The sequence below is a fragment of the Pseudomonas fluorescens genome, from assembly GCF_002837185.1.
Taxonomy (GTDB): Bacteria; Pseudomonadota; Gammaproteobacteria; order Pseudomonadales; family Pseudomonadaceae; genus Aquipseudomonas; species Aquipseudomonas fluorescens_AM.
In genome coordinates this window covers 71,243-83,464 of sequence record NZ_KZ477998.1, presented here as the reverse complement: position 1 = coordinate 83,464, position 12,222 = coordinate 71,243, and the positions used below count along the sequence as shown (strand labels likewise).

Here is a 12,222-nt window from a genome sequence, read left to right as displayed (position 1 = left end):
AAATTATGGTTGAGCCGCTCATCGATTCTGGCCTGTGGAAAAACAGCTTCACTCTTGGGGACTGGAACACCCGCGCATCAGTACGAGCCAGTGATTACCAATACAAGTTGCCTCCAGATCTAGAAAAACAACTGGAGTCAAGAGATTGGTTCCCTCCCGCTCTACTTCCCTATCTTAGGCATCCTGAAGTCAGATTAGCCGATAAAGCCATCACTAAACGTCTTTGCGCTAATCACTTAGTAAATTTCCTGAACTACACAACACTACTTGAACACCGGATTGTTAATCGCTCCGTAGAGATAATAGTTCATGACGAGCTCGAATTTGCGATACCTTCTCGTATGAAAACGGCAGCACTGCAACTTTACACTGATGAAGGTTATCACGCGCTATTTTCCTACCAGCTTGCCGAACAAATTAGTGAGTTTTATGGCACAACTACTCCATCGACTATGCACAGACGAATAATAAAACTCAATCAATTAATCGACACCACCCCGGATGAGCAGAAATCGATCACATGGCTTCTAGTTGGTTTCGTATCGGAAACGATTATTGCAAAGGACCTACGTGACGTTTATCAAAAAACTTTAGTCTGCTGCGTTCAGGAGATGCTCAAAGAGCACCTAGCTGACGAGGCCCGGCACAGTCGCTATTTTAGCGAGGTTTTTCATTATCTGTGGCTTCAAATGAGTGACGAGCAACGCATCTCATCTGGCAGACAGCTCTTAGATATTATCCTGATCTTCTTTGAAACGGATCAAAAATGGCTCGAATGGAGTTTACGAAGCGTGCAATTAAGTGAGACCGCTGTCAAGCAAATCCTGACCATGATGGCTGACCCGCAGGCCCATATTCTTCGCGCTCGCGAAGGTGCTAGCCCCACATTTCAAGCTTTGAAAAAAGCAGGTTTTTTTAAACAACCTAAGATTCGTCAACTGTTCTCAAACATGGCGCTTATAGATGAATAAGACACGTACCGCTGTCGGTGACAAAAAAAGACAAAGATCGGCGATCATTCTATTAATGACTATGGTGTTACTTGGTGTTTTTCCTCTGGATGTCTTACTCCCTTCTTTTCCCGCACTAGCTGAACACTTTCATAATAAGCCTTCGGACATTGCGTTCTCTATCAGCCTTTTTGCTATCGGCATCTCCCTATCACAACTTTTAATCGGGCCACTCTCAGATATCATAGGCCGCAAGGGGTTATTGATTGGAGGGATGGTTGTAGCCATTGTAGGTGCCACCGGTTGCGTATTCTCGACCGAATATGGGTGGTTTCTGATATTTCGAATGGTCCAAGCCATCGGTTGCGGCTCCTTCGTACTGTCACAGGCGTTGGTTCAGGATATGTTTGAAGGTAAAGAAAGAGACCAACTGAGGATCCTGATGATCACGGCAAGCGGAGTTTTTATCTCAGTATCCCCTCTACTTGGTAGTGTACTGCAACAGTTTCTTGACTGGCCTGGGAGCTTTTTTCTTTTTATCGCATTGGCCCTTGGTGTTTTGTCAAAATCGTTTTTTTTATTGGATGATTATCACGTAACTCATCACCCGAATGGAGAGATTTTCCGCACTTATCAACGGGTACTCAGCAACCGCAGTTTCGTCGGTTACTGGCTAATTGCAGCAATTGCTTTCGCCTGCCACTTTTCATTCATCGTCATATCACCGCTCATCTTCATGGATCAGTTGCAGCTATCCACTTATGAATTCTCACTAACCTTGCTACTTTACGGCGCGGCCTATATTGCTGGCGGCATCGTAGCTCGCATACTCGCTAATAGGCTGGCGCCCAAGGTTCAAATCGTGCTCGGTTTGGCCCTGATTTTTTGTTCTGGGCTATTGATGCTCTTTTTTTCCAGCACTTTTGAGCTTTCAACGATGACAGTATTAATCCCAATGATCGTCTGCACCACCGGAACTACCATTTGTCGGCCCATCGCTACCTCTAAAGCTATGGACGTGTTTCCGGAAAATGCAGGCACCGCGGCGTCGGCAGGGAACACTTTAATTTTTATACTGGGTGGATTGATTAGCGCATTGATCAACATGAGTACAAATAACCCGCAGATGACCCTTGCATTAGCTTTTTTGCTGCTGAGTACAGCGGCCCTCGTGTTGAATTCATTGATTTCACGTCGCCTGGAATTGCTGAACGTCGGTTGAACCCGCCAATACACATGCGGCCATTCCCTCCAGCCGCCAGCGGTGTAGAATCGGCCCTATTCATCGCCAGTCATCCCCCGGCGGGTTTATGAGCTCGAGGCCCAAGCACGCGGCGATCCCGCGACGCGAGTGGCAACTTCCGGACACACGGCCATTTTCTGAGTGTTCCAGACGTCAATAGAAGCTCACTCCCTTTTGATACCGATTAGCCGCCCGGAGTGCTCCAATGCCTGATTACCGCTCGAAAACATCCACCCATGGCCGCAACATGGCCGGCGCCCGCGCATTGTGGCGTGCCACGGGGATGAAGGATGACGACTTCAAGAAGCCGATCATCGCGATTGCCAACTCGTTTACCCAGTTCGTACCCGGCCACGTCCACCTCAAGGACCTGGGCCAACTGGTCGCCCGCGAGATCGAACGCGCCGGTGGCGTGGCAAAAGAATTCAACACCATCGCCGTGGACGACGGCATCGCCATGGGCCATGACGGCATGCTGTATTCGCTGCCGAGCCGCGAGATCATCGCCGACTCCGTGGAGTACATGGTCAACGCCCACTGCGCCGACGCCATTGTGTGCATCTCCAACTGCGACAAGATCACCCCCGGCATGTTGATGGCCGCCCTGCGCCTGAACATTCCGGTGATCTTCGTCTCCGGCGGCCCGATGGAAGCCGGCAAGACCAAGCTTGCCTCCCATGGCCTGGACCTGGTCGACGCCATGGTCATCGCGGCCGATTCCAGCGCGTCTGACGAGAAGGTCGCGGAATACGAGCGCAGCGCCTGCCCGACCTGCGGTTCGTGCTCCGGCATGTTCACCGCCAACTCGATGAACTGCCTGGTGGAAGCCCTGGGCCTGGCCTTGCCGGGTAACGGTTCCACACTGGCCACCCACAGCGACCGCGAGCAACTGTTCCTGCAGGCCGGCCGCACCATCGTCGAGCTGTGCAAGCGTTACTACACCGAGAACGACGAGTCGGTGCTGCCGCGCAACATCGCCAACTTCAAGGCCTTCGAAAACGCCATGACCCTGGACATCGCGATGGGCGGTTCCACCAACACCATCCTGCATTTGCTGGCCGCCGCCCAGGAAGCCGAAATCGACTTCGACCTGCGCGACATCGACCGCCTGTCACGCCACGTGCCGCAACTGTGCAAGGTCGCGCCGAACATCCAGAAGTACCACATGGAAGACGTGCACCGCGCCGGCGGGATCTTCTCGATCCTGGGCTCCCTGGCCCGTGGCGGCCTGCTGCACACTGACCTGCCGACTGTGCACAGCAAGTCCATCGCCGACGGCATCGCCAAGTGGGACATCACCCAGACCGACGACGAAGCCGTGCACACCTTCTTCAAGGCAGGCCCTGCAGGCATCCCGACCCAGACCGCGTTCAGCCAGTCGACCCGTTGGGACACCCTGGACGACGACCGTGAAAATGGCTGCATCCGCAGCGTCGAGCACGCCTACTCGCAAGAAGGCGGCCTGGCCGTGCTGTATGGCAACATCGCCCTCGACGGTTGCGTGGTGAAGACCGCGGGTGTGGATGAGTCCATCCACGTCTTCGAAGGGCGCGCCAAGATCTACGAAAGCCAGGACAGCTCGGTGCGCGGCATCCTCGCCGACGAAGTGAAAGAAGGCGACATCGTGATCATCCGCTACGAAGGCCCGAAAGGCGGCCCGGGTATGCAGGAAATGCTCTACCCCACGTCGTACCTCAAATCCAAAGGCCTGGGCAAGGCCTGCGCCCTGCTCACCGACGGCCGCTTCTCCGGCGGCACTTCGGGCCTGTCCATCGGCCACGCTTCGCCGGAAGCCGCTGCCGGTGGCGCGATTGGCCTGGTGCAGGATGGCGACAAGGTGTTGATCGACATCCCGAACCGTTCGATCAACTTGTTGATCAGCGATGAAGAACTGGCGGCGCGTCGGGTCGAGCAGGATAAGAAAGGCTGGAAGCCGGTGGAGAAGCGTCCACGTAAAGTGACCACTGCGCTGAAGGCTTATGCGCTGCTGGCTACCAGCGCAGACAAAGGCGCAGTGCGCAACAAGGCAATGCTGGATGGGTTGTAAGTTTTAATCTGCCTTCGCCCAATCGTTGTCACGACAGAATGCCCCGCACACGCGGGGCATTTTTATACAGTCGCCTGACGTATCTCGTCTCTTGCACTGACATCAGGAACGCTTTCACCGAATAGCCCACCAACCGAGACGATCGACTTGGCTAAAAGGTGGAACAATGAAAATACTGGACGGCGTTTCTTCAGCTGAAGTGTGGCCCCAAGAACTCCCCCCCTCTCCACTTCAGCGTTCTCAAAACGGCATCAGGCGGTTATGCCCTGACGAGAAGGCCGCCACCTTGCTCGGCAAAACCATCAGCCCTGAAACTGCATTTCGGATGAGGGAGATGGTCACGGTGGACAGTCGAGGCATGATCACCAAGGTTCACGCCAAGCACTTGTCGAGCAGAAACTTTACAGACATCGCCGGTGCAATCACCTCTCCCCTGACTCATCGACCACAGCCTGCCGATGAGCTGATAAGGACACCCAAGGAAGTACTGCTGGCGTTGACGCTGGCGGTGGCAGAGTCGGCACTGGATGCCGCTGTCAAAACACCTATCATCGAGAACCTGAAATCAAGCTGGCTGGGTAACGAGAGTTCAAAAGAAATTACGCACGCTCTTATTGAGCAGCTTCAGCTCGAACTGTCATCCGAACCGGAAAAAAACCAGGCATTGATCGCGCAGATAGAGACGATATCGACTACCTTGGAAAAGGAGTTTTATATCACCAAGCGCAATGACAATTACTATGGACGCCTGTTCGATACGGCCTTTTCGGAATACGTTATTCATCATCCCTCGCCGGAATCGCACACTATCAATGAGATACTGACGCGCACACTGCTAAAGGACTTCAATAGTTACCACCCCACCACGCAACACGTTCTGTGCGAGGACATCCATCGGCGGATGCGGGCTGACCCACCCGGCTGGCGCGAGCAGATCAGCGAATCTCAAAAGTTCCTTCAGAATCCCGAGCCGCAGAACTTTGCCGCCATGCTGCATAGCAGCGACCCGCATGCCATTGCGCTGACCTTGTCGCTGGCGGTGAAATATATGCTGGCGGCCCCCAACTTAAACCCCCTGACCAACGTGGCGACACAGCACTATGAGAATGTCATCAACGACCAGCGGCAGCTGATTAAATCTCTGAAAAATAGAAACTTTCGCAGCGACCAATATGGGCTGTTGCTACCTCATCAATCAGCGCCCCACCAACAGACCCATCTGCCGGGTACCCTGGGCATCAGGCCTATCGACCGTTATCAACCTGCCACACTGGGCATAACCTCACACAATCGAGCCGCGCTGCACGCCGAGCGCTCAATCGGCATCGGCATGTCCGGCAGCACTAACCTGTTGAACCATTTATTTAAAAAACTGGCCGAGGACGGCCAGGTATTCTCCATGGAACATGCGAAAGCCCTGACAGCCGCCTATCTCACCTTCAGTGGAGGCCACTCCCTTAACGAAGCCTATACGGTGTTTTCGTATGACGATAAGAAAGACTTCACACCCCTATGTTTCAATCAGCTGGCAAGTGCGGACCACTATAATGCCGACGCCGTGAATCACGCGTATCAGAACGTACTTGAAGCCTGCAAATTATTAAACACGTCGCGCTCTGGGTAGTAAGGTTACAGGTGCTGTTTTAACGCTTAACATCAATGCCCCGCACTGGGCTGCGGCAATTTTTTTGCCTGAAAAATCACACTGACAAACACGATCAACGGTGGGTGGGGGCCTGCCCTTGATAGGGGCGTGTCAGCCAAGGATGAACTGACTGGTCGACCGCCATCGGGGGCAAGTCGAATCGTCGCCCCCCCTCCCACATTGTATTGCGCCCTGCCGGCTACTGGATGTCTTGCGGTTTGACGATCACCCAGTTCTTGTCCGCCGTTACCGGCAACCCTTCCTTGGCCTGCGCTGCCGCGTGCTTGGCGATCATGCCGTTAAGTTGGGTCATGTATTTGTCCTTGCGGTTGATCCATAGGTGAATGCCGCCCTTGGCCACATCCACGTCGTGGAAAAGCATGTAGCCATCGCTGGTCGGCGTGTCGCCGCCAACAATCACCGGTTTCTTCCATTCGTCGATATAGGTGAGGATCGCCGCGTGCTTGCCGGCCATCCAGGTCGCCGGGGTCCATAGGTAAGGCGTCAGTTCCAGGCCGAGGTTGGCCTTCTCGTCATACTTGCCGGCGGCAATCTGTTTGCGCGCGGTGGTCAGTTCGCCTGTGGTGCGGTCCTTGAGCAGGGTGGTCACACCGATCACATTCTCGGGTTTGACGTTGTAGCCGTACTTCGGGTCGGCGGCGACCATGCGCACCAGCTCCTCGGAGGCGGCGGTCATCACGTACACCTCGATGCCGTTCTCCATCAGCTTGTTGTACAGCTCGGCCTGGCCGGTGAAAACTTTCGGTGGCGGCACCTCGGACGTCTTCACCGTGTCGCCTTCAAAATAGCTGACGGGCACGGGTTTGCCGGAGGCCATCAACTCGTCAACCTGGACCTTGAGTTCCTTGAGAGTAAACCCGGAAAACACCTGGGCCACCCACGGGTAGCACACCATGTCGTCCACTTCGCAGAGGCGATAGTAGTAACTGAACAGGCTTTCCTTATGGTCGGCGGTGTCTTTGAACGGCATCAGCTTGAGCGACGGATCGAGGCTGTCGCGGGTGATCAGGCCCTTGTTTTCCATGTACGGCAGCAGGGACTCTTCAAGGTCGTAGCGGTAGCTGGTGTTGTCCATGTCGAACACCGCGAAGTTACCCTTGTTGGCATTGGCGGCGATCATCTCGTTCAACTGTTTGGCGGCAGGCGCCGGCCAGTGTTTCAACTCGGTGGCGGCGAACGCCTGGCTGGCAAGCCCGAGGCAAAGAGCGGCGGCAAGCAATTTCGGCGCGAGCTTCATAAGCGTTTCTTCCTGAATGAGAGACATCGACGCTAACAAATCCCTGTGACAGTTCCCGTGTCGAGCCCGACCCTGTGCGTCCTGATTCCGCCACAGTCGTATGTCAGAGCGTCAAACGCTTATTCCAAAAACGACAGTGGCCATTCCATATCGGTATTAAATCAATATATTTCAAGCTGTTAGGCTTCCCGGTTCGCAATCGCAGGCTCACGCGATTGGCTGCCTTCTCAACGGAGCTTCAATGAATCTTCCCCTGATTCTCAACTTACTGGTGTTCGTGGCCCTGTTGCTGGGCCTGGCACAAACCGGCCGTACGAACTGGAGCCTCGCCAAGAAGGTCCTGTTCGCCCTGGTACTTGGCGTGGTGTTCGGCGTGGTGCTGCACGCCATCTATGGGGCCGGTCACCCGGTGCTCAAGGCCTCCATCGGCTGGTTCGACCTGGTCGGCAATGGCTATGTGCAATTGCTGCAAATGATCGTGATCCCGCTGGTGTTCGCCTCGATCCTCAGCGCCGTGGCGCGCCTGCACAACGCCTCGTCCCTGGGCAAGATCAGCTTCCTGACCATCGGCACCCTGCTGTTCACCACCGCGATCGCAGCGCTGATCGGTATCGGCCTGACCAACCTGTTCGGCCTGACCGCCGAAGGGCTGGTCGCCGGCACCCAGGAAATGGCGCGCCTGCAAGTGATCCAGAACGATTACGCGGGCAAGGTCGCCGACCTGAATATCCCGCAATTGCTGCTGTCGTTCGTGCCGGCCAACCCGTTCGCCGACCTGGCCCGGGCCAAGCCGACGTCGATCATCAGCGTGGTGATTTTCGCCGCGTTCCTGGGGGTTGCCGCGCTGCAACTGCTCAAGGATGACGTGGAAAAAGGCCAGAAGGTGCTCAACGCCATCGACACCCTGCAAGCCTGGGTGATGCGCCTGGTGCGCCTGGTCATGAAGCTGACCCCGTATGGTGTGCTGGCGCTGATGACCAAGGTGGTCGCCAGCTCCAACCTGCAGGACATCATCAAGCTCGGCAGCTTTGTCGTAGTGTCGTACCTGGCCCTGGGCATGATGTTTGTGGTGCATGGCCTGTTACTGTCGCTGGCCGGGGTCAATCCGCTGCGCTTCTTGCGCAAGGTCTGGCCGGTACTGACCTTTGCCTTTACCAGCCGCTCCAGCGCCGCCTCGATCCCCTTGAGTATTGAAGCGCAGACCCGCCGCCTGGGTATCCCGCAGTCCGTTGCCGGTTTCGCCGCGTCGTTTGGTGCGACCATCGGCCAGAACGGCTGCGCAGGCCTCTATCCCGCGATGTTGGCGGTGATGGTCGCGCCGACCGTCGGCATCAATCCGCTGGACCCGCTGTGGATCGCCACGCTGGTAGCGATTGTGACCCTGAGTTCGGTGGGTGTGGCGGGCGTGGGCGGTGGTGCGACCTTCGCGGCCTTGATCGTACTGCCGGCCATGGGTTTGCCGGTGTCACTGGTGGCGCTGCTGATTTCCGTGGAGCCGCTGATCGACATGGGCCGTACGGCGCTGAACGTGAATGGCTCGATGACGGCAGGGGCGATTACCAGCCAGATCATGGGGCAGACGGATAAGGCGCTGCTCGATGCCGATGAGCATGCTGAATTAGCGCAGGTCTGATAGACCGCTATCGGGGGCAAGCCCCCTCCCACATTTTGATTTGTGAATACATTCAAGTGTGGGAGGGGGCTTGCCCCCGATGCTTTTAACCTTTTTCCCAGACTTCGAAGTTGTAAGCCGGCTTATCACCGTCGGCTGGGTTCTGCAGATTCGACACCAACGTCCATTGGTTCGCATCAAACGCCGGAAACCACGCATCCCCCTCCGGGCTCAACGCCACCCGCGTCAGGTACAGACGATCCGCCTGCGCCAGCCCCTGCGCATACAACTGCGCGCCGCCGATCAACATCAGCTCGTCCACGCCTTGGGCCTTGGCCCATTCCTCAGCGCGCGCTATCGCCGCCTCCAACGACGGAAAAACTTCCGCACCTTCGAGCGCCAGGTCGGTCTGACGGCTGACCACAATATTCAGCCGCCCCGGCAATGGTCGGCCCAGGGAATCCCAGGTCTTGCGCCCCATGATGATCGGCTTGCCCAGGGTGGTGGCCTTGAAATATTTGAAATCCCCCGGCAAATGCCAGGGCATGCTGTTGTCGACGCCGATCACGCGGTTTTCACCGAGGGCTGCGATCAGGCTTAAAGGGAGAGTTTTTTTCATGGCCACGAGCATACCAGAGCCCCGCGCAGCTTTCCCCAACAGGGCGCACAGCGGTTATGCTCCAACCTCACGAACACAACAGGATGGCGCGTGACTGCACTGAACCCGCTGCACACACTCTGGCTGACCGAAGCCGTGCGCCTGCGCGAAGAACACGCCGGGCCCCTGGAGGACCTCGAAGCCAACCGGCTGGCCCGCACGGGCGGCGGTGATTTGCCGACGCGCATCGTGCATCGCGCGCTGCACCTGGCCGAACGCGATGGCCTGACGGGCGCGCTCACTCGCTGGTTGCAAGGCGCGCGCCTGGCCCTGGTACTGCTGGCGATAGTCGCGGTTATCAGCGGCGCCGGCCTGGCGTTTGCCGCGCTGGGCAACGGCCTGGCGCCGGTGAATGTGTTCTGGGCCCTGGGCAGCCTGCTCGGCCTGAACCTGATTGTGCTGCTCAGTTGGGCCCTGGGCCTGGTGTTTGCCGGCGAACACAGTGCCAGCCTCGGTCGCCTGTGGCTGTGGCTCAGTGAAAAACTCGCCCGCGACGCCAAGGCCGCGCAACTGGCGCCGGCGCTGCTGCTGTTGCTGCAACGCCAGAAACTCAACCGCTGGGCGGTCGGTGTGCTGGTCAATAGCCTGTGGTTGCTGGCGCTGCTCAGCGCGATGGTGATTTTGCTGATGCTGCTCGCCACCCGGCGTTACGGCTTTGTGTGGGAAACCACCATACTCGGTGCCGACACCTTCATCGCCGTCACCCAGGCCCTCGGCACCCTGCCCGCCCTGCTCGGCTTCACTGTACCGACAGTTGAAATGATCCGCGCCAGCGGCGATTCCGCCCTGAATATCGAAAGCGCCCGCCAAGCCTGGGCCGCCTGGTTGGTAGGCGTATTGCTGGTCTACGGCCTGCTGCCCCGGCTGATCCTCGCCCTGCTCTGCCTGTGGCGCTGGAAGATCGGGCGTGCGGCGTTGCGTCTGGACCTCAACCTGCCCGGCTACGCCCAACTGCGCGAACGCCTGATGCCCAGCAGCGAGCGGCTGGGCGTCAATGATGCGGCGCCGGAACACCTGCACCACGTGACCGGAGGCGTCAGCGAGCTGCAAAGCGATGGCGCGCTGCTGGTCGCCATCGAACTGGACGACCAGCGTCCCTGGCCACCCAAAATGCCTGGCAATGTGAAGAACGCCGGCATCCTCGACAGCCGCGAATCGCGCAACAAACTGCTGGAGCAGATCACGCGCTTCCCACCCGCGCGCCTGGCCATCGCCTGCGACCCACGCCGCTCGCCCGACCGCGGCAGCCTGGCGTTGATCGCCGAACTGGCGCGCAGCGCCACCGCCACCCGCGTGTGGCTGCTGCAAGCGTCGCCCGGCCAGGCGCTGGACGCCGAGCGCCTGGGCGACTGGCACAGCGCGCTGCAGCAACTGGAACTGCCCTTCGCTGACTGCGCGCCGCTGAACTGGCTGGAGACAGGTCATGACTAAACCGCTGAAGCTCGCCGTGGTCGGCCATACCAATGTGGGCAAGACCTCGCTGCTGCGCACCCTGACCCGCGATGTCGGGTTTGGCGAAGTCTCCCATCGCCCCAGCACCACGCGGCATGTGGAAGGCGCACGCTTGTCGGTGGACGGCGAAGCCTTGCTGGAGCTGTATGACACCCCCGGCCTGGAAGATGCCATCGCCCTGCTCGACTACCTGGAACGTCTGGACCGCCCCGGTGAACGCCTCGATGGTCCGGCACGCCTGGCGCGGTTTCTGGAGGGCAGCGAGGCGCGCCAACGTTTCGAACAGGAAGCCAAGGTGCTGCGCCAACTGCTGGCCTCGGACGCGGGCCTGTATGTGATCGATGCCCGCGAGCCCGTGCTGGCCAAGTACCGCGACGAGCTGCAAGTGCTGGCCAGTTGCGGCAAACCATTGCTGCCGGTGCTCAATTTCGTCAGCAGCGCCGACCACCGCGAACCGGACTGGCGCGAAGCCCTGGCCCGCCTCGGCCTGCATGCGCTGGTGCGTTTCGACAGCGTGGCGCCGCCGGAAGATGGCGAGCGCCGATTGTACGAAAGCCTGGCCCTGCTGCTGGAAAGCGCACGACCGCAGTTGCAACGGCTGATCCTTGATCAGGAGGCCCAGCGCCAGGCCCGCCAGCAAAGCGCCGCGCGCTTGATCGCCGAATTGCTGATTGACTGTGCCGCCTGCCGCCGCAGTGTGGTGACCGAAGATGAACCCCAAGCCATCAGCGATTTACGCAAGGCCGTGCGCCAGCGCGAGCAAAAGTGTGTTGAGGCTCTGCTCAAGCTGTTCGGCTTCCGCCCGCAGGATGCCGCCGCCAGCGACCTGCCGCTGCTGGATGGCCGCTGGGGCGATGATTTGTTCAACCCCGAAACCCTCAAGCAGCTCGGTGTGCGGGTCGGGGGCGGGATTGCCGCAGGCGCAGCGGCCGGTGCCGGTGTCGACCTGCTGGTCGGAGGCCTGACCCTGGGCGCTGCCGCCCTGGCCGGTGCAATTGCCGGCGGCGCGCTGCAAACGGCGCGCAGTTATGGCAGCCGCCTGCTGGGCAAGATCAAAGGCCAGCGCGAGCTGACTGTGGATGACAGCGTGCTGCGCCTGCTCGCCCTGCGCCAGCGCCAGTTGCTCAAGGCCTTGAACCTGCGCGGGCATGCGGCGATGCATAGCATCAAGGTCGATACCCCCCAGGACAAGACGTGGCGCGAAGGTAAAATGCCGGAACCGCTGAACAAGGCCCGAGCCTATCCGCAGTGGTCGTCGCTCAACGCCCACGCCAAACTGAGCCAGACGGAACGTCAGGAGCAGGTCGAAGCATTGTCCGCCCTGCTTGAAGACCCCGTGCTGACGCCTTGAGGCCTG

The 12,222-nt window shown here is 58.5% G+C and carries 9 protein-coding genes; 7 read left to right on the top strand and 2 right to left on the bottom strand.

What is annotated here, in order from left to right:
- The first annotated feature begins 5 nt into the window (after positions 1–5).
- From CIB54_RS15070 to CIB54_RS15055, 4 genes are all read left to right on the top strand, one after another.
- The gene (locus tag CIB54_RS15070; RefSeq protein ID WP_065949635.1) at positions 6–971 is read left to right on the top strand and encodes a diiron oxygenase; all 966 of its coding nucleotides are present in this window, start codon (positions 6–8) and stop codon (positions 969–971) included.
- Complete coding sequence (locus CIB54_RS15065; RefSeq protein WP_101220182.1) at positions 964–2,172, top strand: multidrug effflux MFS transporter; 1,209 nt, start codon at positions 964–966, stop codon at positions 2,170–2,172. The genes CIB54_RS15070 and CIB54_RS15065 overlap by 8 nt, the downstream gene beginning before the upstream one ends.
- Positions 2,173–2,398: 226 nt before the next feature.
- A complete protein-coding gene (gene ilvD, locus CIB54_RS15060; protein ID WP_101220181.1) occupies positions 2,399–4,240 on the top strand; it encodes a dihydroxy-acid dehydratase in 1,842 nt (613 codons plus the stop codon).
- Between the two features lie 166 nt (positions 4,241–4,406).
- Complete coding sequence (locus CIB54_RS15055; protein ID WP_101220180.1) at positions 4,407–5,864, top strand: hypothetical protein; 1,458 nt, start codon at positions 4,407–4,409, stop codon at positions 5,862–5,864.
- A gap of 220 nt (positions 5,865–6,084) precedes the next feature.
- On the opposite strand, the gene CIB54_RS15050 is transcribed toward CIB54_RS15055, so the two are convergent.
- A complete protein-coding gene (locus tag CIB54_RS15050) occupies positions 6,085–7,143 on the bottom strand; it encodes a phosphorylcholine phosphatase (RefSeq protein ID WP_101220179.1) in 1,059 nt (352 codons plus the stop codon).
- 241 nt (positions 7,144–7,384) lie between these two features.
- Here CIB54_RS15050 and CIB54_RS15045 point away from each other — a divergent pair, with 241 nt between their 5' ends.
- A complete protein-coding gene (locus CIB54_RS15045) occupies positions 7,385–8,776 on the top strand; it encodes an L-cystine transporter (protein ID WP_101220178.1) in 1,392 nt (463 codons plus the stop codon).
- Between the two features lie 85 nt (positions 8,777–8,861).
- On the opposite strand, the gene CIB54_RS15040 is transcribed toward CIB54_RS15045, so the two are convergent.
- Positions 8,862–9,374, bottom strand: a complete 513-nt coding sequence (locus CIB54_RS15040) for a dihydrofolate reductase (RefSeq protein WP_065949636.1) — start codon at positions 9,372–9,374, stop codon at positions 8,862–8,864.
- A 90-nt stretch (positions 9,375–9,464) separates the two neighbouring features.
- Here CIB54_RS15040 and CIB54_RS15035 point away from each other — a divergent pair, with 90 nt between their 5' ends.
- Both CIB54_RS15035 and CIB54_RS15030 read left to right on the top strand, forming a co-directional pair.
- Positions 9,465–10,844, top strand: coding sequence for a DUF2868 domain-containing protein (locus tag CIB54_RS15035; RefSeq protein ID WP_101220177.1), 1,380 nt, complete (start codon positions 9,465–9,467; stop codon positions 10,842–10,844).
- A complete protein-coding gene (locus CIB54_RS15030) occupies positions 10,837–12,216 on the top strand; it encodes a DUF3482 domain-containing protein (protein WP_101220176.1) in 1,380 nt (459 codons plus the stop codon). Before CIB54_RS15035 ends, CIB54_RS15030 begins: the two co-directional genes overlap by 8 nt.
- Positions 12,217–12,222 lie beyond the last annotated feature (6 nt).